This is a genomic window from Bradyrhizobium sp. 132, from assembly GCF_023074185.1.
Taxonomy (GTDB): domain Bacteria; phylum Pseudomonadota; class Alphaproteobacteria; order Rhizobiales; family Xanthobacteraceae; genus Bradyrhizobium.
This window is the reverse complement of the sequence record NZ_JADPKY010000106.1, coordinates 157,009-178,734: the sequence shown is the minus strand read 5'-3', so window position 1 is coordinate 178,734 and position 21,726 is coordinate 157,009. Positions and strand designations below refer to the sequence as shown.

Sequence of the window (21,726 nt, the reverse complement as noted above, 5' to 3'; positions counted from 1 at the left end):
ACATGAGGGCGCGGCTCCGGCTGCATCTCTCCCGCGCTCAAGTGCGGGCCGAGCCCTGCAGCCGATAGCGGTCCAGCGCCACCGCGCCGATGATCACCAGGCCCTTGATCACATATTGCCAGACGTCGGACACGCCGATCAGGATCAGGCCGTTCGACAACACGGCAATGATCAGCGCGCCGACCAGCGTTCCCCAGATCGAGCCGATGCCGCCGACAAAGGAGGTGCCGCCCAGAATCACGGCGGTGATGGCGTCGAGCTCGTAGGACTGGCCGAGCTGCAGGCCGTTGGCGGCGTAGAGGCGCGCCGCCTGCATCGCGCCGCCGAGGCCCGCGAGCAGGCCAGACACTGCATAGACAAAGATCAGCACGGCCCAGACCTTGATGCCGGCGAGCCGCGCGGCGCTCTCGTTGCCGCCGACCGCGTAGATGTGCACCCCGAGCACGGTGCGCTTGAGCACCAGCCACGACACCAGGATGACCAGCAACGCGATCACCCAGAGCCACGGTATCGACACGACACCGGGAATGAGAGTCACGGCGCCGTTGCCAATGAAGGCATAGGGTATAGACGGATTGAACACCGTGGTGTCGGCGCCGAGCAGGCGCGCCGCACCGCGCACGGCGGTCAACGACCCCAGCGTGACGATGAAGGGCGGCAGGCGCAACAGCGCGATCAAGGCGCCATTGAGGATGCCGAAAACGGCGCCGGTGAGCACCGCGGCCGGCAACCACAGCGCCCCGAGATCGGGGAATTTGGAGACGATCAACCCGGCCATCGCCGACGCCGCCAGGATGGAGCCGACCGAGAGGTCGATGCCGCCGGTGAGGATGACGAAGGTCATGCCCGCGGCCAGCACGGTATTGACCGCGGATTGCTGCACCACGATGCCGATGTTCTGGCCGGTGAAGAAGCGGCCGTCCGACAGAACATGAAAGCCGATGCACAGCAACAGCAGCACCGGCAGCATGCCGACCGCGCGAATGATCATCCGCGTACGCTGCCGCTTCGTCTCCTGCGCGGCGGCAACACCGGACCCGGCTGGGGCGGCCTTTGCAGGTACGGTGTTGGAGGAAGCGCCGTTCTCAGGCATCGAGCTGCTCCGTTCCGGTGGCGAGTGCCATGATCTCCTCCTGATTGAGCGGCGATTTCGCGTCGCGCCGGATCTGCCCGGCGATCTGCCCCGCGCGCATCACGACGACGCGGTCGCAGATGCCGATAATCTCGGGCAGGTCGGACGAGATGACGAGAACCGCGGCGCCCGATTTCGCGAGATTGTCGATGATCGAATAGATCTCGGACTTGGCGCCGACGTCGACGCCGCGCGTCGGCTCGTCGAGGATCAGGATTTTCGGACCGATCGCGAGCAACCGCGACAGCAGCACCTTCTGCTGGTTGCCGCCGGAGAGCCCGCCGGCGGGAACGCCGACATTGGCAGCGCGGATTCCGAGCGCCGCGAACGCGCGTTTGGCGCGGTCGCGAGCCTTGTCTCGGTCGAGGATGCCGCCGAATTTCGCATCGCGTCCCAGCACAGCGAGATTGATGTTGTCGAGGCAGGACATGTCGAGAAACAGGCCGAGCGCCTTCCTGTCCTCGGTGAGATAGGCAATGCCCGCGTCCAGCGCCTCGCCGGGCGTGCGGATGCGGACCGCGCGGCCCTCGATCTCGACATGGCCCGAGATCATGGGCGCGGCGCCGATGATCAGATGCGCAAGCTCGGTGCGGCCGGCGCCGACCAGGCCGGCGAGACCGACGACCTCGCCCGCATGCACCGTCAGCGAACATCCCTTGACGCGCCTGTTGTCCGCGATGTCGACGGCCGCAAGCACGGGAGCTCCCGGCCGCGCCTTGAGATCATGCTCCTTCTTGTAGAAGGACGAGACGTCGCGTCCCACCATCATCCGGACGATGGCGTCGGCGCGGATGTCCGGCTTGTCGAGCGAACCGACCAGCGTGCCGTCACGCAGCACGGTGACGCGGTCGCCGAGCGCATAGACCTCGTCCATGCGATGCGAGATGTAGATGATGGCGAGACCTTCGGCGCGCAGCTGACGAATCAGCGCGAACAGCCTTTCGCTCTCGCCGGCCGACAGCGCGGTGGTCGGCTCGTCCATGATCAGTATCCTGGAGCGGGCATGCAGCGCGCGCGCGATCTCGACCAGTTGACGCTGGCCCATCGAGAGATTGGCCACCAGAGTCTGCGCCGTGAAATCCGCGCCGAGCCGCGCAAGGATCGGACCGACGCCGGCCTGCATCGCCTCGCGCGCCAGCAAGCCGCCGCGGGAGACCTCGCGACCGAGATAGATATTCTCCGCAACGCTCAGATTGGGCGCAAGCGAGAGTTCTTGATAGATGATCGCGATGCCGGCCGCGCGGCCGCCGTGCGGGCCGCTGATCTGCACAGGCTGGCCGTCGATGCGGATTTCACTGCCCGGGTCTGGCCGGTAGGCGCCCGACAGGATCTTCATCAGGGTGGATTTGCCGGCGCCGTTCTCGCCCATCAAGGCGTGGATTTCGCCGGCGTAGACGGTGAGGTCGACGTCGCGCAGCGCCTTGATGCTGAAGAACGATTTGGAGACCCGGCGCATCTCGAGGATGGGCTCGCTCATCACACCTCCCCGGCGCGCCGACGGCGGCATCGTAATCTCACCCGCGTCTCGTTCGGTCCCTGGCGCGTGGCGCATTAAACAAAAGGCCGCGGCGCAGGGCAATAGCTCCCGCATGCCGACGAACGGTCCGGCGCCGCTTTTATCTTTCCCGGGCGGAACCGATCTCGAACGCAACGCCTTTTCTTCGCCACATCGTCGCGCACCATCTGGTGCGCGATCAGTGCCGCGGCCGGTAGAGGCGGCGCCATTCCGGAAGTCGCTCGGCATAGGCCTGCGCAAGCGCGCGGTCGGGCTCGAACGTCTCGACGCGCCGTGGCGCGGTGCAGACGGTATCGATCGCCTCCCCGGTGACCGCCAGGCGGCCGAGCCGCGCCGCACCAAACGCCGCGCCGGTCTCGCCGTCGGCAAAGCGATGCACGGGGACGTTCAGGACATTGGCCAGCACCGACAGCCAGAACCGCGACCGCGAGCCACCGCCGATGACATCGGCCTCAGCGATCATCAATCCGGTCTCGGCAAGCACGTCCCGGCAATCCGCGAGCGCGAAGGCGACACCTTCGAGCACGGCTTGCACGATGGCGTCACGATCGGTGGCGTGACTGAGCCCGTCGAGCATGCCGCGCACATCCGGGTCATCGTGCGGGGTGCGCTCGCCGGACAGATAAGGCAGGAAGCTGACGGACGACGGCGCCTTTGGGCGCAACCCGAGCGGCGCCAGCAGGTCAGCCTCGGAGGTCCCCAACAGCCGCGCGATCCAGGCCAGGCACGATGCCGCCGAGAGGATCGCGCCGGCTTGAATCCATCTGTCGGGGACGGCGTGACAGAAGGTGTGCACGACCCGCTCCGGGTTGGCCGCGATCGTGTCGGTCGGCACCAGCAATGCGCCGGAGGTTCCGAGCGAAATGAAAGCCGCGCCGGGATTGATGGCGCCGATGCCGACGGCTCCCGCAGGATTGTCGCCGGCCCCGCCGGCGATCATCGGCCGCCCGGTCATGCCCCAGCGTTGCGCCATCTCGCTCCGCAGCCGTGCCGACGGCGCGCAGCCCTCGACCAGACACGGCATCTGCCGGCGCGACAGAGCGGACGCGGCGAGCCCCTCATCCGACCAATCGCGGCTGATAACATCGAGCCACAGCGAACCCGAGGCGTCCGAGACATCCTCGATCGCTTCGCCCGCGAGCACCAGGCGCAGATAGGCCTTTGGTTGCAGCACGAGCCTGGTGGCGGCGAAAATCTCCGGTTCGTGTCTGGCGACCCATAGCAGTTTTGGCGCGGTGAATCCCGGCATCGCCTTGTTGCCTGTCGTCGTCCGCAAGGCGGGCCAGCGCCGCTCCAGCTCGGCGCATTCCGCGACAGACCGTCCGTCATTCCAGAGAATGCAGGGGCGCAACGGCACGAGGCCGGCGTCGAGCAGCGTTGCGCCGTGCATCTGGCCCGACAGGCCGATACCCTCGACGCCGGCCAATTCGCGCGCGTGATCCGCCTTCAGCGCATCCAGCGTCGCGAAAATGGCCTCGATCCACTGCGCCGGGTCCTGCTCGCTATGGCCGGGATGCGGCGAGCTGACCGTCAGCGACCGGCTGCGGCTCGCCACCACGCGCTGCGCGTCGTCGACCAGAACGATTTTGACGGCAGAGGTGCCGAGATCGATCCCGAGATACATGATGCCGCTTGCCTTGCGCGTTTGCCTTGCGCGTCCAGGATCTTGCGTGTCCAGGATCTTGCACTTCCAGGACTTTGCACTTCCATGACATTGCGGGCATGGCGTTCCCGATGTTGGCATGCACCCGCCAATCATGTAACCCCCACCCGAAACCTTCTCGGGACGCAATGCCCATGACCATCGCTGCCACCCACGACGCGGGAGCCACCCGCGCGCTGATCCTTGCGTTGCTCGCGCTCGCCTGCGGGCACATGCTCTCGACCTTGCTGCGCACCATTCCGGCGGTCAGCCTCGACCTGATGGCAGCGGATTTCGGCATCGAACCACAGGCGCTGGCGAGCCTCACCTCGGTCTATCCGTTCGCCTTTGCCGCCGCGCAGATCCCGGTCGGTGCGGCGATGGACCGCTTTGGCGTGCGGCCGGTGTCACTGAGCCTGCTCGCGGGAACCGTGGTCGGCGCCATCGCGTCGGGGTTCGCGACTGGACCCGAAAGCTTCGCGGTCGGGCAAGTGCTGCTGGGCATCGCCACCTCCGGCATGCTGATGTGCCCGATGACGTTGGCCGCCAAGCAATTGTCGGCCGCCCGCTTCGGGCTGTGGTCGGGCGCGATCCTCTCGATCGGCAATATCGGCATGCTGCTGTCGTCGAGCCCGCTCGCCTTCGTGGTCGACACCTACGGCTGGCGCGCCGGGTTCTGGATCTCGGCACTCGGCGGCGTCGTGGTCGCGTTTGCCGTGTTCATGCTGGTGCCGAACCAGCCGGCCGAGCACAAGGATGAATCCTCGGCGCTGTCGCAGATGATCGAGGTGCTCAGGCTCGGATTGTCGCGGCCCTTGCGCGGCCTGATCGCGCTGGCGCTGGTGTCGCTTGCGACCTCGCTGGTGCTGCGCGGCCTGTGGGGCGGGCCGTGGCTGATGCAGGTCAAGGGATTGTCGCGGGTCGAGGCCGGCAACCAGCTCGGCGCGTTCACGCTGGCGATGATTGCTGGCCCGCTTCTCATCGGCATGATCGACCGCAAACTCAGTCGCCGCCGCGAGCTGGTGGCGGGAACGCACCTGGCCGGCGCATTGCTGCTGGGGCTGATGGCGTTAGGGGCGCCGCACTACGCCGTCTCCGTGCTGTGTGGTGTGCCCGTGATGCCGCCGCAATACGACCTCGTGCTGTTCGTGCTCATCGGGCTCGCCACCTCCGCGCAGCCGCTGCTGTTCGGCATGTCGCGCCAGCTGGTCGACGCCCAAGTTGCGGGCAAGGCGCTTGCGGCGATCAACCTCGCCTTCTTCCTCGGCGCGGCGCTGATGCAGTCGATCACCGGCGCGGTCGCGGCCTTCGCGGGGCTGCCGGCCGTGCTGCTGTTTATGGCTGCCATGCTCGGCATCGGCGCGCTGATCTTTTTGGTCTATACCTCGCCAAGACCGGCGATAGAGTAAGGCTCTGCATCAAGGGGACATCTCATGTCTGTCGACGCCAAAGCCGCCACCGACCGCCTCATGCGCTTCCTCGCCGTCGAAGGCGTCACCGGGCAGGAGGCGGCGATCGGGCGGGAGCTCACGGCCGCGCTGAAGGAGAGCGGCGTGCCGGCGAAGGCGATCCGGCTCGACGACGCCAATACGCGCATTCCCGTGCCGACCGAGACCGGCAACCTCATCGTCGACCTGCCCGGCCGCGGCGCGCTGCACAACCAGCCGCGCATCATGTTCATGACCCACATGGACACCGTGCCGCTGTGCGCCGGCGCCAAGCCGAAGCTCGCGAAGCGCAAGATCGTCAATGAGGCCAAGACCGCGCTCGGCGGCGACAACCGCTGCGGCTGCGGCGTGCTGGTGACGCTGGCGGCCGAGCTCGAAAAGCAACAGCTCGATCATCCGCCGATCACGCTTCTGTTCTGTGTGCGCGAGGAGAGCGGGCTCTATGGCGCGCGCCACGTCAAGCTCGACGAGCTCGGCTCGCCGGTGATGGCGTTCAACTATGACGGCGGCTCGGCCTCCAACGTCGTCATCGGCGCCGTGGGTGCCGATCGCTGGACCGTGGAGATCTTCGGCCGCGCCTCTCATGCCGGCGTCGCGCCGGAGCGCGGCATCTCCTCGACCATGATCCTCGCGCTGGCGCTGGCTGATGTGAAGGCCGGCGGCTGGTTCGGCAAGGTGGCCAAGCGCAAGCAGCAAGGCACCAGCAATGTCGGCCCCGTCACCGGCGGCGAGGGGCGGCCTGCGGGCGATGCCACCAACGTCGTCACCGACTACGTGCACGTGCGCGGCGAAAGCCGCAGCCATGACGGAAAGTTCTTCAAGGAGATCACCAAGGCCTACAAGGCCGCGTTCGAGAAGGCGGCCAAGCGCGTCACCAACGCGCAAGGAAAAGCCGGCAAGGTCAAATTCAAGGCCGAAACCGACTATTATCCGTTCCGCATGAAGGAGAACCTGCCGGTGGTGAAACGCGCGATCGAGGCGGTGTCTGCGGTGGGCGGAACTCCGAACGTGCGCGCCGCCAATGGCGGCCTCGACGCCAACTGGATGGTCCGCCACGGCGTTCCGACGGTGACCTTTGGCGCCGGCCAGAACGAGGCGCACACGATCGACGAATGGATCAATCTCGACGAATACGACCGCGCCTGCGCGCTGGCATTGCAGCTCGCGACGATGCGGTGAGCTGCCTTGCACGGCGCGCGCTTGCCGGGCCGTGCATGCCAGCCTAGCCTGCAAAGAAAACGCAGGGACAAATCATGCCGCGCATTTCGACCATCGAGACCGGGTTCTACCGGATCCCCCTCCCCGTCACGCTCTCCGACTCGACCCATGGCGAGATCGCGGCGTTCGAGCTGATCACCTGCCGCATCCGCGATGCCGATGGCGCCGAGGGCGTCGGCTACACCTACACGGTCGGGCGCAATGGCGGCGCGGTCGCCGACATTCTCAAGCGCGAGATCCCGCCGCTCGTCGAGGGGCGCGAGGCCGATGATACCGAAGCGATCTGGCATCAGGTCTGGTGGGGCCTGCATTATGGCGGGCGCGGCGGGCCGGCGGTGCTGGCACTCTCCGCGCTCGACATCGCGCTGTGGGACTTGAAGGCGCGGCGCGCGAAATTGCCGCTGTTCCGCCTGCTCGGCGGTTTTGATGCGCGTGTGCCGTGTTACGCAGGGGGCATCGACCTCGATCTCTCCGTCGAGGCGCTGCTGAAGCAGACCGACGGCAATCTCGCCAAGGGCTTTCGCGCCATCAAGATGAAGGTCGGCCGGCCTGATCTCAAAACCGACGTCGCGAAGGTCTCCGCGATGCGACAGCATCTCGGCGACGGCTTTCCGCTGATGGCGGACGCCAACATGAAATGGACGGTCGAGGAAGCGATCCGCGCCGCCCGTGCGTTTGTTCCCCATGACCTCACCTGGCTCGAGGAGCCGATCATCCCCGACGATGTCGCGGGACATGCGCGGATCATGCAGGCCGGCGGCGTGCCGATCGCGGCCGGCGAGAATTTGCGCTCGCTGTGGGAGTTCAAGAACTACATCGTGGCAGGCGCGGTGTCCTATCCCGAGCCTGACGTCACCAATTGCGGCGGCGTGAGTGCGTTTATGAAGATCGCGCGGCTGGCGGAAGCGTTCAACCTGCCCGTCACCAGCCACGGCGCGCACGACATCACCGTGCACCTGCTCGCGGCCTGCCCGAACCGATCGTATCTGGAGGCGCACGGCTTTGGGCTCGACAAATATATCGAGCATCCGCTGGTGCTTCAGGACGGGTTGGCGCTCGCGCCGGACCGTATGGGCCACGGCATCAGCTTCGACTGGAGCGGGCTGGCGAAACTTTCGGCGTAGCGCGGATCCGCGGCCGCCGGTGCGCCCCCTCTCCCGCTTGCGGGAGAGGGTTGGGGAGAGGGTGTCTCCGCAGTGAGACCCCCAATGACGATCGAGCCCTCTTCCGGCCTCTCCCGCAAGCGGGAGAGGTGAAGTGGAGCGCGCGGCGCGGTCGCTCTCCCCCCAGCAACTGCCGAACACGTTGCTGCACGCGAGGCATTCGCTGACGCTTGATGCAAGCTGCGGTTATTCGGCTATGGTGTCGACGCCGACACACAATCCGAGAGATGCCTGTCTTGACACCCGAACTGCACCAGAAACTGACCGCGTGGCGCCAGCATTTGCATGCGCATCCCGAACTGTCCCTCCAGGAGAAGGCCACCGCCGCCTTTGTGCAGGACAAGCTCACCGAGCTCGGCATTCCCTTCGTGTCAGGCATCGGCGGCCACGGCATCGTCGCGACCTTGACGCGTGGCCACACGCAGAGCCGCGTCGGCCTGCGCGCCGACATGGATGCGCTGCCGATCACCGAAGACACGGGCCTGCCCTACGGCTCGAAAAATCCCGGCGTGATGCATGCCTGCGGCCATGACGGGCATACCGCTTCGCTGCTCGGCGCCGCCGCGCTGCTCGCCGCCGACACCAGCTGGAGCGGCACGGTCGACTTCATCTTCCAGCCGGCGGAAGAAGGTTTTGGCGGCTCGCGCGCGATGGTCGCGGCCGGGCTGTTCGACCGCTTTCCGATGGAACGGGTGTTCGGCTTTCACAACTGGCCGGGCCTTGCCGCCGGCACCATCGCGGTCCATGACGGCGTCGTCATGGCCTCCGGCGGGCGCGTCAGCATCACGATCGACGGCCATGCCGGGCATGCCGGCATGCCGCATCTGACGCGCGACCCGGTGATGGCGGCGGGCCATTTGATCGTGGTGCTGCAATCGATCGTATCGCGCAGCGTCGATCCGCTCGACACTGCCGTGCTCTCGCTGTGCACGATAGAAGGCGGCACGGCGCGCAATCAGATCGCGGGGCGCGTCATGATCGGCGGAACGCTGCGCTATCATCGCGACGCGGTGAAAGACACCATCGTGGCGCGGATCGAAGCGATCTGCGCCGGCATCGCGACGAGTTTTGGCGTCAAGGTGACGCCCGAGATCGTCATGGGTGTCGGCGTCGTGATCAACACGCCGACGGAGGCGGGTCTCGCGCGCCTCGCCGCGGACAAGGTGCAGGCCGAGCTGCGGCGCGATCTCGCGCCCAGCATGGCCGGCGAGGATTTCGCCTTCTACCTCCAGCATCGGCCCGGCGCCTTCGTCTGGATCGGCAACGGGGCTTTACGCGACGGCGCCGAGCTGCACGGCCCGCGCTATGATTTCAACGACGCGATCCTGCCGGTGGCATCGAGCTGGATGGCGGAAGTCGCCAAGTCGGCGCTGGTCTCGAACAAGTCGGCGCTGGCGTCGAACTAGGCCCGCTCAAGAGATCTCGCGCGGCAGCTTCCAGCCCGGCTTCGGCTCGAACGCCTCCTCGATGCGCGCGACGTGATAACCGGCAGGCAGAAGCCTGCCGCCCTCCTCGTCCGCGACGGGAACGTCGGTCACCAGCCCTTCGATCAATGCGGCTTCCCACACCTCTTTCTCGGAGGGGAATGGGTCGCCGATCTGCTTGCTACCTTCGAACAGTGCGTACATCGGTTCCGATCCTGCGTTGGTCAAGCTCACGAGCAACGTATCGGCCGCACGGGCGTTCCCTTTCGGCTGGCGCGGCTCCGGCCAATCGAGCGTGCCGCGTCCGAGGTTGGCAAACGGATGGCAGGGAAATGGCGCGCGTTCTGATCGGAACTTCCGGCTGGCATTACGCCTCCTGGCGTGGGCCGTTCTTTCCGGAGGGCGTGACGTTGAAGGAGCAGCTGCGCTATTACGCCGGACAGTTCGACACCACCGAGCTGAACGGGGTGTTCTACCGCACCCCGACGCCGGAAGCCGTCGAGGCTTGGCGGGCGCAGACCGGGCGCGATTTCGTGTTCGCCTGGAAGGCGTCGAAATTCATCACGCACTGGAAGCGCCTGTCGGGCCGCTCCGTTAACAGCCTCGAACTGCTGGAGGATCGTATCTCGCGGCTCGGCCGCAAGGCCGGCCCGATCCTGTTCCAGCTCCCGCCGCAATTCGAGGTCGACGCGGACCGCCTCGCCGCCTTCTTCAAGCTGTTGTCGAGAAAGCGGCGGTACAGCTTCGAATTCCGTCATCCGAGCTGGTATCAGCCGCGCATTCTCAGGATGCTGGCCGACGAGAACATCTCGCTATGTTTGTCCGACCATCACGACGCGCCGGCACCATGGAAGCGCACGGCGGATTTCGTCTATGTGCGCGGACACGGACCAAGCGGGCGCTATCACGGGCACTATACGAAAACCACGCTGGCGCAATGGGCGCGGCGCATCAAGTCCTGGAAGCGGCAGGGCTGCGACGTCTTTGTCTACTTCGACAACGACCAGAAGAGCGCGGCGCCGGCCGATGCACAGGCATTGAAGCAATTGCTGTAACGCACGGACAAGGCTCGGTGAAGCGCGGTCATGCCGCCGATCGATCCGGCAACCCGCCCTGCAGCTCGTCGAGCAGGCGCTGCTCGCGCTGGATTCTGCTACGGTAGAACTCGCGTTCGCTCTCGGTTCTGGCGCCGGCCAGCAGCAGCCGATAGTGCCGGATCACCTTCTCGCTGCCGCGGATGAGGAGGTCGCGGACGTCGCTCATCGTTCCGCTCCCCGCGCGGCGGAAGCCGGCGGCTGGTTCGGAAGGGTGAATGCAGTGGGGAATACATCGGCGGCAAGGGCCTCGAGCGCGGTCTGCTCCTCGGCGAGGCGTCGTTCGACAAACCGGCGTTCGATGTCCGACAGCTTGGTCTTCAGCAAGCGCCGGTAGCGGGAGAGATTGTTTCGGTGGGCACGGAGGCGGGCCAGATCTTGATCGAGCATCGTCGTCACTCCAGACGGTCTTTCACGGTCCTTGTCGATTTAGCGGTGTCGGAAGAGCAATCTTCCTAGCCAAAAAAATATTCAGGCTGCTTTCCTTGTCAAGGCGATTCCTCGCCGCTCGCCGGCGCTTTTGGAGGGATCGGCCGGCCGCCGGCGATGTGAGCCAAAAAAAAATTGCTCACCTCTTGCAACGTCCTTGCGCCGCTCTATTTCGTTTTTCGCCGCGAGAGCGGTGTGCCGGATGCCCGATCGGGTCCGGCGCGGGCGCCGGTCGGGGTGTTCGGACCTGGTCCGATTCCCTGTCTTGCGCTCCTTCGTATCCATCTTGCTCTTTGGAGGACTTGGTATGAGGACTACCTTTGACTTCGCGCCCCTGTGGCGCTCCACCATTGGCTTCGACCACCTGGCCGACCTCGTCGACAGCACGCTGCGCCAGGCGAGCGAGGACAACTATCCCCCCTACAATATTGAGCGGTCCGGCGAAGACCACTACCGCATCACGCTGGCGGTGGCGGGCTTCAGCGTCAACGACATCACGGTGACCGCCGAACAGAACGCCCTCAACATCGAGGGCAGGAAGCCCGACAGCGCTGCGCGCGAGTATCTCTACCAGGGTATCGCGGCACGCCCGTTCCGCCGCGGGTTCAATCTCGCCGACTACGTCCAGGTCAAGCAGGCTGCCTTTGAGGACGGCCTGTTGATCATCGAGCTGGTGCGCGAGATTCCGGACGCGATGAAGCCGCGCCGGATCCAGATCGCGGGCGCTTCGTCACCGCAGATCGAGCAGAGGAAGGCGGCTTAGCCTCGTCCCGCTCGTTCGGCACTGCCGCAACCAGCATGGCGGATGGCGACCGGGTCGCCATCCGCCGATCAAGAACCATCCCTTCGGAAGGAGTGTAGAGGGAGACAACCATGACCAATGCCAATGCGACCACCGGCGGTCTCGACCCGCTGTTTCATCCCGCCGCACATTATGCATCTCCGAGCGCCGTCCTCGACGACCGCGGCCTCTCGACCCCGGAGAAGCGGATCATCCTGTCGTCGTGGGCGTCCGACATGTACGCGGTCGAATCCCATCCCGCGTTGCGCGAGATACCCGGCCTGGACCACACCATCCGGCTCGCGGACATCCTCGCCGCGCTGCGCAGGCTGGATGACGACGACGACCCGCCACCCCCCGGCGGCGCCTCGATGCGGCTGCGGCGTCCCGCATTTGATGCGGGAGCCGACGGTGACGGCCGACCACCTGATGGTCGCGCTGCCATCGATCTCTGCGCGTAGCGCCTCCGCGTCCGCCGACGTTGTCCCCCAAACAACCCCTTGACCACACCGCAGCCAAGCTCCCGGCAAACGCACACGGCCGATGAGAGATTGCCGGATGTGCTCGACCTGCCTCCCTCGCTAGACGATGCCGCCTTGCCGAAGCGCCGCGATCGCGGCCTTGTCGTAGCCGAGCTCGGTCAGGATAAGATCGGTATGCTCGCCGAGCGTCGGCGCGCGCGTCGCGATTTCACCGGGCGTTTCCGACAGGCGGACGGCGGCGCGTGTCACCGGTGCGGGCTTCGGCAGACCGGGATAATCGACGTCCTGCATAAAGCCGGCGGCGCGGATGTGCGGATGATCCAGCGCCTGTTGCGGGCTCAGCACCGGGCCGGTCGGAATCATCGCCTTGCCCAGGGTGTCGACGGCCTCCTGCGTGGTGCGCTCGGCGCACCAGCGCGCCATCCGCTCGCTGATGACGGGGCCGTTGTTGCCGCGGCTGATGTCGTCGGCAAAGCGCGGATCGTTCAACCACACCTCCTCCTCGCCCATCAGCCTGGCCCAGCGCTTGAACAGCGGATGCCCCGTGACCTGGCACAGCACCCAGCCGTCCCTGGTGCGATAGATGTCGGCTGGCGCTGCGGTCTGGCCGAGATTGCCTGTCGGCACGCGATTGACGTTGATAACGGCCTGCTCGATCAGCGTGGCATTGGTGAAGGACAAAGCGGTTGCAAGCAGCGCGCCCTCGACGATCTGCCCGCGCCCGGATTTGCCACGCTCGATCAGCGCAGCGAGCGTCCCGAACGCGCAATGCAGCGCCGTTCCGAAATCGACCCAGTTGACCGCGGCCCGGTAAGGCGGATCGCCGGCGCCCGTCATGTACACCGAGCCCGACATGACTTGCCCGACGCCGTCGAAGCCGACGCGGTCGGACCAGGGCCCCGGCCCGCCGAACGCGGTTGCCGTCGTCAGGATGATGTCCGGCTTGATCGCCTTGAGCGAGTCGTAGTCGAGCTTCATCGCGCGCAGGGTCTGCGGCGGCAGATTGGCGACGACCACGTCCGCGGTCGCCACCAGGCGGCGCATCACCTCCTGCCCTTCCGGCTTCATCGGATCGAGCGTGAGGCACTTCTTGTTGCGATTGACCTGAAGAAACAGCGCGCCTTCGCCACCCTCTCCCACCGGCGCCACGAAGCGATCCTCGCTGCCGTCGCGCTTCTCCACGCGAATGACCTCGGCGCCGAATTCGGCCAGCAAGGTTGCGCAATAAGGCCCTGCGATATAGCGCCCGAAATCGAGAACGCGTACGCCCGCCAAAACTCCCCGCATTCGTTCCTTCCCGGTGTTCTTGCCTCAGGTTTTGGTCAGATTACAGGGACTGGCCGCCACGGCAAGGTCGCAACGGACGTCATGCCCCTGCCCTCAAGATGTCATCGGTTCGCCGTTTCGGCTGGCGGAAATTGTGCGCTCTAGATTCTTATTTTGACGCGTTTTCTTTACGCGAACCGGTGTCCACTTCGCTTGAAAACGCTTTAGTATGACCCGTCCGTCCCCCAGCGAGAGCCCCATCCATGCCGCAACAATTCGATCGATCCGCAGAAGATCTCGGCAACGCAATCCATCTCGAGCACGTCAACATCCAGGTCCCGGATCAGCGGCTCGCCACCCTGTTCTACGTCACGGGCCTCGGGCTCACCCGCGATCCCTACCTGATGGTGTCCGACACCAACATGTGGATCAACGCCGGGCGGAGCCAATTCCACTTGCCGAGCGGGAGGCCGCAGGTGCTGCGCGGTCATGTCGGACTGGTGATCGCGGGCCGCGAGGCGCTGCTGGCGCGATTGGCGTCGGTCGCCAAAAAGCTCGAGGGCACGGCGTTCGCCTTCGCCGAGCGCAACGACCATGTCGAAGCGATTTGTCCGTGGGGCAACCGCCTGCGCTGTTACGAGCCCGACGCCGCGCGCTTCGGCCGCATCGCGCTCGGCATTCCCTATGTCGAGTTCGACGTGCCGGTGGGTTCGGCAGCGCGTATCTGCGCCTTCTACCCTGAAATCATGGGCATGCCATCCGCCTTGTGGAACGGCGACGGCACGGTCGCCGCCGTGAAGACGGGCCGCGACCAGCATCTGTTGTTCCGCGAGACCGATCGGCCGCAAGGCGACTACGACGGCCACCATGTGCAGATGTACATCACCGACTTCTCCGGCCCTTACCGCAGGCTGTTGGCGCGCAATTTGATCTCGCGCGAGGACAATCAATATCAGTACCGGTTCTGCGACATCGTCGATCTCGACGGCGGCAAGCCCCTGTTCACGGTCGAGCACGAGGTGCGCAGCGCCACTCACCCGATGTTCATGCGGCCGATGGTCAATCGCAATCCGGCGCTGAACAATCGCAATTACGCATCCGGTCACGATCAATCGCTCTGGGCGATGGGGCCGGACCAATACGAGGGATAGGCGGGGGCTGGTTGGGGTGGAAGCGGCTGAAGGCTCAGTTCAGGGCCAGACCGGAAGCGGACCGACGGCGTAGCTAGAGTGCTAAGTCTGGTGGATTTGGCCGGCTTCAACTCGGCGCTCGCGCTACATCAGGCCATCCGCAGGTCGGTCGTGCGGCGGTCGGAACAATGTAGCCGAAGGCGTTTCCCCAAACATCGCGCGGTAACTCCCTGAGAAGCGCCCCAGCTCCCAGAACCCGTGCTCCATGGCAATTCTCGTCACGGTTGTGGTGGAAGAATCGGCTTGCGAGAGCGCCCGGCGAACAAGGTGCATTCTCCTCAGCGCAAGATAGCGGATAGGACCCATCCCGAGATGTGTTTCGCAGGCGGCGCGAAGGCTTCGTTCCGCCGCTCCGATCGCTCCGCATATGTCTTCCAAATAAAGCGGCACGTTCGGGTTAGCTTCAAGATATTCATGGAATTTTGCGATTATCCGAGCCTGCCGCAGGCCGCAGTTAATGGATCGACTAGATGCGCTCTCCGTCAAACACCTGACCAGTAGATGGACGAACTGGTTCTCCAAGGAGCGCGCTGCCTCGTTCACGACAAGAATCTCAGGCGCGTTTGCTGCGATTTGGCCCACTATCTCATGCAGGTTCAACAGCCGCGACATCATAGCAGCATCCGGCCGAATAAGCTGCTTCTGCGCTGAGTTCGAAAAAAACTCGCAACCGGCTATGGCTTGGCAAGCGGCATCGAGTTGGGCGATCGCGAGAGATATCGATCCCAGACGAAACTCGGCCTCGGTCTGCTGGTGTATCTCGTCGCCGTCATTGGCGATGATGTCTCCAGACAAAACGTCCATTCCGCAGTGTCGCATACTAGCTGGCGACGATGACGTCAGGAACGTAAATACGCTGCGTCCGGGCTTGATAACGCCGGTGTTGAGCGTGGGTAAATTATGGAAGAAGCGTTGCAGCAATAGCTCACCCAAGCGGACCTTGGTCAATTCCGCCTTGAACGAACAGCCTGACGTCGGTAGCACCTCAAGGTCCGCAGTGGCGATCGCCGCCTGGTAGCAAAGCGGATCTTCAAAGCTGAGCGTCGCACTCCGATCCATCTTCTCCTCCGCAGTTTTCGGCACACGCGTTGTGTGTTTCCATCGGACGGTTGGCGGTTGGGGCCCGGCGGCGGGCTCCGAATTAGGTGAATCCGGCCGGCGGCGACGAATAGACTTGCAAGCCCCTGTCGCTTAAGATCCGAAGGTTTCGAGGATGATCGATGGGCACCGAGCCAGAGCAGCCGATCAACATGACAGCGGACGAGTGCGACGAACTCGCCGACGCACTGATCGAAGCGGCTGTCGCTCTGCCGGCCGGACAAAAAACGACTTGATATAACAAACTTGGCGCATTGCTGTCGCAGGCTCGCAAGGATGAAGCGTTTGGTCGCGCGGAACGTGAATTGATGGGGCTGAGAGTGGGTTCTGATCTTCGCCCCCGCTCCAGAACGGCTCTGCAGCCGCGCCGGAGCGAAGGTATCCAGTTGAGGAAGTTAATCGGCGAAACCGCCCCGCTAAATTGGACCAAGGTCCCACTTGGCCGTGCGGCGGAGGACGTGGGCGCGCATGAAAGCCGATCTGTGGTCCGATGCGGCTTAGTCCCACCACCGCCCAAAGCCGAGTTCACCACTCGACAGTTCCCGAATGAATGCTCTATTCTCGTCCGGGTTTCGAATGGACGAGCTTCGTGAAAGCCTGCGATCGTGTTGGTTGGCCGGCTGCTAGGTACGCGCGTCTTTTGCGTGGTGCATTTCTGCTGATCCTTTTCACGCCTTGGGTTTTCATCGCGCAATCTCACGCTGAAGACGCGTCACGGCGGGTTTTGGTTCTCCACGCCTACAATTATACGTTCCCGGCTACCGCACTGGTTTCGGATGCGGTTCGAAAGCGCTGGCTGGAACGATCTCCCGAGGGGCTTGAAATCGACGCCGAATATCTGGATCTGGCCCGACGTCCGGATGAGGCGCACGCCTCACGAATGGCCAATTTCCTTCGCGAGAAATACGTCGGCGTCCATTTCGACCTTCTGTTCGTAATCGGTGTCTCGGCGATACCTTTTATCCTCAAGTATCGTGACGTAATCGGCCCGGGTGTTCCCGTCGTATTTTCCGATGTCACCCGGTCGACCTACGAAGCGCTGCAGTTGCCGTCGGACATCACCGGCGTGATCAATAACTCCTACCCTGAAAAGACACTCGAGCTTGCAGAACGGCTTCAGCCCAACGCACGCCGCCTGGTTGTGATTAGCGGGACCGATGTCGTCGATCTCCGCTGGCGTGAAATCGCACGCACTGCGATTGAAAGCCAGAATGCCGGGCTTGAGGTGGTCTACTGGTCTAACCTCACTCATGCGGAATTGCTGCGCGACGTTTCGCGGCTGCCAAGTGACAGCATTGTCATGATGCTTACCTTTTTTGCAGATCGCGAAGGCAAACGCTTCATCCCAAGAGACGTGGCTGCGGCGGTGGCGAAAGCTTCCGCCGCCCCAGTCTATGGGATCTTCGATACTTATATCGGCGCCGGCATCGTTGGAGGATACACAGACACATTCGAGTCTCTGGGCATAACTGCCGCTGACATGGCCCTTGAGATACTTTCAGGTACCGAGGTCACGAAGGTTCCTCCCAGATCCAATCCGAAGCCCGCCTTCCGGACTGATGCGCGGGCTATGACGCAGTGGGGCCTCAAAGAAAGTGACCTTCCGCTTGGCAGCGTTGTACTCTTCAAGCAGCCGACGCTCTGGAGTGAGCATCGCTACCTCGTACTGAGCACGATCTTGATTGTCGGACTGCAGGCATCCTTCGTCGCCGCATTGCTGTTCCAGCGACGCCGGCGCTATCAAGCGGAGATATCGCTCAAGGAAAGCGAGGAGCGAATGAGCTTCACCGCGGCCTCGGTAAATGTCGGCCTATGGCAGTTTGACCGAACAACGAACGGAATGTGGGCCACTGAGCATTGCCGAGCAATGTTCGGGCTCGCGGGTGACCGGCCGCTTACCCGCGATACGTTTTTGGAAATCATACACCCTGACGACCGCGATGTCGCACTCGCCGCGATCCGGCAAATCACGAATGCCGGCGAACCTGCCGTAACGCAAGTTCGGATACTAATGGAAGGTCAGGTGCGCTGGATCAGCATCCGGACGCGTGTGCGCCCCGACGATCACGGAGCTCCGAACCGATTTAGCGGAATCTTCGTTGATGTCACCGAACAGAAGGCCTCCGAGTCCGAAGCGGAGTTGCAGCGACAGGAAGTTACGCATTTGATGAGGGTTTCCGTTCTGGGTGAGCTCTCCGGTGCGATCGCCCACGAGGTCAACCAGCCACTCACTGCGATCTTGTCGAACGCGCAGGCTGCGCTCTATCTGCTGGCTGACGATCCCCCCAACATCGCGGAGGTTCGAGACGCGCTGCAGGATATTGTGCAAGATGTTAACCGGGCTGGCGAAGTCATTCATCGCCTGCGCAGCCTGCTGAAAAAAGGCGAGACGGTGCTGGAGTCTGTCAGTATGAACGCACTGATTGATGAGACGGTCGCGTTGCTTCGGAGCGAAATGATCGACCGCCGCATTATGGTCAACATGGATCTTGCGGCAGCTTTGCCGCAGCTCTTCGGCGATGCCGTCCAATTGCAACAGGTTCTGCTAAACATCCTCGTGAACGCGATGGACGCGATGGCTTCGACCGCGGGGACGCGGACGATCACGATCTCCAGCCGAGCAACGCAGGGATGCATTGAGGTTTTTGTCAGAGATCGAGGACCAGGGATCGAGGTTGCCCAGGCAGACCGATTGTTCGAACCGTTCTTCACGACCAAGACCCATGGCCTTGGACTTGGACTGACGATCTGCTCCACCATCATTGAAGCGCATGGAGGCAAGATTGCCGTGGCCAACGACCGTACTGGTGGCGTCGTCGCGACTATATTGTTGCCAACGCAAGAAGTCCTTGCGGAGGCCCAATGAAAGATCCGACGTTCACAATTTTCGTTGTTGATGATGACACGAGGGTGCTGAATGCGTTGTCGCGGCTGTTACGGGCGCGAAACTTCGACGTCAAGGCATTCACGTCTGCGCCGATGTTTCTAGCCGAACTCGATGGATCGGTGCCTGGTTGTGCCATACTCGATGTGTCGATGCCGGGGTTGAATGGGCTAGAGTTGCAGCAGACCTTGACTGCAGCAGGTTCGCAAAGGCCAATCATCTTCCTGACTGGAAAGGGCGACATCCCGACCAGCGTCCGCGCCATGCGTGCCGGTGCGATCGACTTCCTGACCAAGCCTGTCAAGGAAACAGAACTGTTGGCTGCGATTGCACGAGCCGAGAAAGAGGATGCGGCGACCCGCGTCGCTATTGCTGAGATCGGCGAGATCAAGGTACGGCTCGCGATGCTGACACCGCGGGAGCGCGAAGTTCTGACCCAGGTGGTCGCCGGCCGCCTCAACAAGCAGATCGCGGGGAACCTGGGTACTGCGGAGAAGACGATCAAGGTGCACCGCGGGCGAGTGATGATGAAACTCGGGGTGCGCTCGGTAGCGGACCTCGTAAGGTTGACGGAAAAAGCGCGAATCTAGTGCCGAGTGGAATTGCAGGCAATGTTGGTCCAAGGGCCAACTCGACAGGCCACAACCCTGACGCCGATAGTGCCGCCATGGGAGACAACTCGGGCTGCATCGCAATTGTGGATGACGACCCCTTCGTGCTGAGGGCTCTCGAGCGCTTGTTGAGGGCACGCGCGCTCGAGGTCAGGACATACACCTCGGCCCGGGGCTTTCTGGCCGGGCTGCCGCTCGGACTGCCAGTGTGCCTGATCGTTGACCTGCAGATGCCCGAAATGAGCGGCCTCGAGCTTCAGCACCAACTCACTCGCTCAGGGATCCGGATTCCCACCATCGTCATCACGGCTCACAACGAGACCAGCGCTCGTGAACGCTGCGAAGCCGCCGGCTGCGCGGCTTTCCTGGCCAAACCGCTGCAACCTGCATCGCTGCTGGTCGCCATCGAAACTGCGACGAACACCAAGAGGTAAGCTTCTGTCCAGAGCCGGTCGGCGTCCATGGCAACAAAAGGGGTACGGTGCTACTTCCGCGTCGGCCGCATTCGGGCCGGGCGGGGCTCTCCTGCTCGATATCGGACGCAACACCGTTCTCAAAATAAGGCAAGGCGTGCGTTTTGCCGGATTAGCATAGGCAGCCGTTGGTTCCCCGACTAGCCTGAGGATGCCGTGCTCATCGTTCTTTGCCGCTGTTGTCGTCGCCCTATCGGCAATCTCTCATAGAGCTAAGCAACTCTGCTGGGGACAGGCGTCCGGTTCGCTCGCGATGAAAGGTCATGCCGATGGGTACGAATGCCGGTGTTGGGATGAGTCATCATCGAAATCCGAAGGTGGCCGGGCGCGAGGCCGCCGAGAGAGCATTGACGGCGGCCGGGATCGACCGGCCCGACTTCGTCTTTATGTTTGCTTCCGTCGGATATGAACAGCGCGCACTCCTGGACGCCGTTCGCGTAGCCACCGGTGGTGCTCCGCTCGCCGGCGGGTCTGGCGGGGGAGTCATCGCAGGTATCGAAGCCGACGAGTCGAACTTCTCGGTGGCCGTGATGACCATCAGCTCCGACGAATTGAAATTCAAGAACGCAATCGCCTCCGGCCTCAAGGCGGATTCGGAAGCCGCGGGAAGGACCATCGCTCAGAGCCTGGCTTGCGAGATGCAGCCTGACACGCTTGGGCTGATCATGCTTGGCGACGGGCTGACCCTGAATTTCGACCGATTCGCCGCAGGCCTCAAGAGTGAATTGCAGCTTGATCGTCACCTGCCCCTGTTTGGGGGTACGTCGGCCGACAACATGGAATTTAAACAAACCTATCAATATTGCGACGATCAAATCACATCCGATGGTATCGCCTGCATTCTGCTGTCCGGATCAGCTCGGCTTGCCTGGGCGGTTAACCACGGCTGCCTTCCGATCGGCGGCGAACGCAAGGTGACCCGCTGCTCCGGCAACGTCATTTACGAGATCGACGGCATGCCAGTCCTCGATGTGCTCAAGGAATATCTGGTCGGTGACGAAATCGACAATTGGAGCAAGGCGGTCCTCAGTCTCTGCATGGCATTCAAGGCGCCCGAACAGATCAAGGGTTACGACGACTATTTGATCCGCTTCATGCCGACAAAAGATGACAAGGCGGGGTCAATCACAATTCCGACCGAGGTCGAAGAAGGTACGAGCATCTGGATGAGCCGGCGCGACCACGAGAAGATATCGGCCGGCGTCGACCGCATTGGCGAAGAAATCAAGTCAACATTAGGCAATAACGCACCGAAGATGGTGTTTCAGTTCGACTGCATAGGCCGCGGCAAAGCCGTTTTCCGCGACCAGCAAAAAGGCCAAATACTGGAAAAGCTTCAGCAAAAAATTGGGCCCACGGTGCCATGGATAGGCCTCTACACCTATGGAGAAATTGGGCCGATAGGAGGGCGCGACTATTTCCACAACTACACCGCCGTAGTATTAGCAGTTTACTGAGTTAGCCAATGTCAGCACCGCTACTCCGCGTCCTGTGGAAAGATCGGTAGCATGAGCGAGATCGACCGCCTTCGCGTTGAAAACCAGCGCCTTTCGGATGAGGTCAAGCGCCTGGTGACGACTGAGAGTCAGCTCTACGAAGTCCAAGAGCATCTCGACGGCCAGATGAGCGCGTATCGTCAGCTCTACGAACTTGGTAAGAAATTCAATACAACCGTCGACCTCGCCACGATCCTGCAGCTTGCCTCAGAATTCGCTTTATACGAACTCAACTTCGAGCGCTGCCTCATTCTTTTTAAGCAGCCCGGCGCGAACGTGTTCTCCATCGAGACGATGGATGGATACTATGACGACGCCGAGAGTCCCAGCATTGCCAGGCTGGTTCTCCCCGCCGCCTCGCTGGCGCTCGCACCACTTG

20 protein-coding genes are annotated in these 21,726 nt (G+C 63.4%); 12 read left to right on the top strand and 8 right to left on the bottom strand.

The features are described 5' to 3' along the window. Nucleotides 1-37: 37 nt before the first annotated feature. The 3 genes from IVA74_RS22480 to xylB all read right to left on the bottom strand — a co-directional run bounded on the left by IVA74_RS22480 (nt 38) and on the right by xylB (nt 4,272). Nucleotides 38-1,093, bottom strand: a complete 1,056-nt coding sequence (locus IVA74_RS22480; RefSeq protein WP_247348171.1) for a ribose ABC transporter permease — start codon at nt 1,091-1,093, stop codon at nt 38-40. Beyond that, on the bottom strand, nt 1,086-2,609 hold the full coding sequence (locus IVA74_RS22475; protein ID WP_247348169.1) for a sugar ABC transporter ATP-binding protein: 1,524 nt from the start codon (nt 2,607-2,609) through the stop codon (nt 1,086-1,088). The genes IVA74_RS22480 and IVA74_RS22475 overlap by 8 nt, the downstream gene beginning before the upstream one ends. A gap of 217 nt (nt 2,610-2,826) precedes the next feature. Then, entirely contained in the window at nt 2,827-4,272 is a 1,446-nt protein-coding gene (xylB, locus tag IVA74_RS22470; RefSeq protein ID WP_247348167.1) for a xylulokinase, read from the bottom strand. A 173-nt stretch (nt 4,273-4,445) separates the two neighbouring features. Here xylB and IVA74_RS22465 point away from each other — a divergent pair, with 173 nt between their 5' ends. The 4 genes from IVA74_RS22465 to IVA74_RS22450 all read left to right on the top strand — a co-directional run bounded on the left by IVA74_RS22465 (nt 4,446) and on the right by IVA74_RS22450 (nt 9,525). Beyond that, nucleotides 4,446-5,699 carry an MFS transporter gene (locus IVA74_RS22465; RefSeq protein ID WP_247348165.1) on the top strand — a complete coding sequence of 418 codons (1,254 nt, stop codon included), beginning with the start codon at nt 4,446-4,448 and terminating at the stop codon, nt 5,697-5,699. Between the two features lie 24 nt (nt 5,700-5,723). After that, on the top strand, nt 5,724-6,917 hold the full coding sequence (locus IVA74_RS22460; RefSeq protein WP_247348163.1) for a M20/M25/M40 family metallo-hydrolase: 1,194 nt from the start codon (nt 5,724-5,726) through the stop codon (nt 6,915-6,917). Between the two features lie 74 nt (nt 6,918-6,991). Beyond that, the gene (locus IVA74_RS22455) at nt 6,992-8,080 is read left to right on the top strand and encodes a mandelate racemase/muconate lactonizing enzyme family protein (RefSeq protein WP_247348161.1); all 1,089 of its coding nucleotides are present in this window, start codon (nt 6,992-6,994) and stop codon (nt 8,078-8,080) included. A gap of 275 nt (nt 8,081-8,355) precedes the next feature. Next, entirely contained in the window at nt 8,356-9,525 is a 1,170-nt protein-coding gene (locus tag IVA74_RS22450) for an amidohydrolase (protein WP_247348159.1), read from the top strand. Between the two features lie 6 nt (nt 9,526-9,531). Here IVA74_RS22450 and IVA74_RS22445 read toward each other — a convergent pair whose 3' ends face one another. Further along, entirely contained in the window at nt 9,532-9,747 is a 216-nt protein-coding gene (locus tag IVA74_RS22445) for a hypothetical protein (RefSeq protein WP_247348157.1), read from the bottom strand. A 128-nt stretch (nt 9,748-9,875) separates the two neighbouring features. Here IVA74_RS22445 and IVA74_RS22440 point away from each other — a divergent pair, with 128 nt between their 5' ends. Continuing rightward, nucleotides 9,876-10,598, top strand: a complete 723-nt coding sequence (locus IVA74_RS22440) for a DUF72 domain-containing protein (RefSeq protein ID WP_247348155.1) — start codon at nt 9,876-9,878, stop codon at nt 10,596-10,598. 28 nt (nt 10,599-10,626) lie between these two features. Here IVA74_RS22440 and IVA74_RS22435 read toward each other — a convergent pair whose 3' ends face one another. Next, nucleotides 10,627-10,806 (bottom strand): hypothetical protein, encoded by a 180-nt coding sequence (locus IVA74_RS22435; protein ID WP_247348152.1) that lies wholly within the window; start codon nt 10,804-10,806, stop codon nt 10,627-10,629. Further along, a complete protein-coding gene (locus IVA74_RS22430) occupies nt 10,803-11,027 on the bottom strand; it encodes a hypothetical protein (protein ID WP_247348149.1) in 225 nt (74 codons plus the stop codon). Before IVA74_RS22430 ends, IVA74_RS22435 begins: the two co-directional genes overlap by 4 nt. A 346-nt stretch (nt 11,028-11,373) precedes the next feature. Between IVA74_RS22430 and IVA74_RS22425 the strand changes: the two genes are divergently transcribed. Both IVA74_RS22425 and IVA74_RS22420 read left to right on the top strand, forming a co-directional pair. Continuing rightward, complete coding sequence (locus tag IVA74_RS22425; protein WP_247348147.1) at nt 11,374-11,829, top strand: Hsp20 family protein; 456 nt, start codon at nt 11,374-11,376, stop codon at nt 11,827-11,829. A 110-nt stretch (nt 11,830-11,939) separates the two neighbouring features. Next, entirely contained in the window at nt 11,940-12,308 is a 369-nt protein-coding gene (locus tag IVA74_RS22420) for a hypothetical protein (RefSeq protein ID WP_247348146.1), read from the top strand. 120 nt (nt 12,309-12,428) lie between these two features. On the opposite strand, the gene IVA74_RS22415 is transcribed toward IVA74_RS22420, so the two are convergent. Next, nucleotides 12,429-13,616, bottom strand: coding sequence for a CoA transferase (locus IVA74_RS22415; RefSeq protein WP_247348145.1), 1,188 nt, complete (start codon nt 13,614-13,616; stop codon nt 12,429-12,431). A gap of 242 nt (nt 13,617-13,858) precedes the next feature. Between IVA74_RS22415 and IVA74_RS22410 the strand changes: the two genes are divergently transcribed. Beyond that, a complete protein-coding gene (locus tag IVA74_RS22410) occupies nt 13,859-14,746 on the top strand; it encodes a hypothetical protein (protein ID WP_247348144.1) in 888 nt (295 codons plus the stop codon). A 123-nt stretch (nt 14,747-14,869) separates the two neighbouring features. Here the strand turns inward: IVA74_RS22410 and IVA74_RS22405 are convergent, their stop codons facing one another. After that, nucleotides 14,870-15,844 (bottom strand): helix-turn-helix transcriptional regulator, encoded by a 975-nt coding sequence (locus tag IVA74_RS22405; protein ID WP_247348143.1) that lies wholly within the window; start codon nt 15,842-15,844, stop codon nt 14,870-14,872. Nucleotides 15,845-16,472: 628 nt separating this feature from the next. Here IVA74_RS22405 and IVA74_RS22400 point away from each other — a divergent pair. The 4 genes from IVA74_RS22400 (at nt 16,473) to IVA74_RS22385 (ending at nt 21,308) form a co-directional block, all read left to right on the top strand. Next, nucleotides 16,473-18,749 carry an ABC transporter substrate binding protein gene (locus tag IVA74_RS22400; protein ID WP_247348140.1) on the top strand — a complete coding sequence of 759 codons (2,277 nt, stop codon included), beginning with the start codon at nt 16,473-16,475 and terminating at the stop codon, nt 18,747-18,749. Beyond that, on the top strand, nt 18,746-19,357 hold the full coding sequence (locus IVA74_RS22395) for a response regulator (RefSeq protein WP_247348138.1): 612 nt from the start codon (nt 18,746-18,748) through the stop codon (nt 19,355-19,357). The genes IVA74_RS22400 and IVA74_RS22395 overlap by 4 nt, the downstream gene beginning before the upstream one ends. 77 nt (nt 19,358-19,434) lie before the next feature. Continuing rightward, nucleotides 19,435-19,812, top strand: coding sequence for a response regulator (locus tag IVA74_RS22390; RefSeq protein WP_247348136.1), 378 nt, complete (start codon nt 19,435-19,437; stop codon nt 19,810-19,812). A gap of 302 nt (nt 19,813-20,114) precedes the next feature. Continuing rightward, nucleotides 20,115-21,308: an FIST N-terminal domain-containing protein gene (locus IVA74_RS22385; RefSeq protein ID WP_247348135.1), complete on the top strand. Its 1,194-nt coding sequence runs from the start codon at nt 20,115-20,117 to the stop codon at nt 21,306-21,308. Nucleotides 21,309-21,726 lie beyond the last annotated feature (418 nt).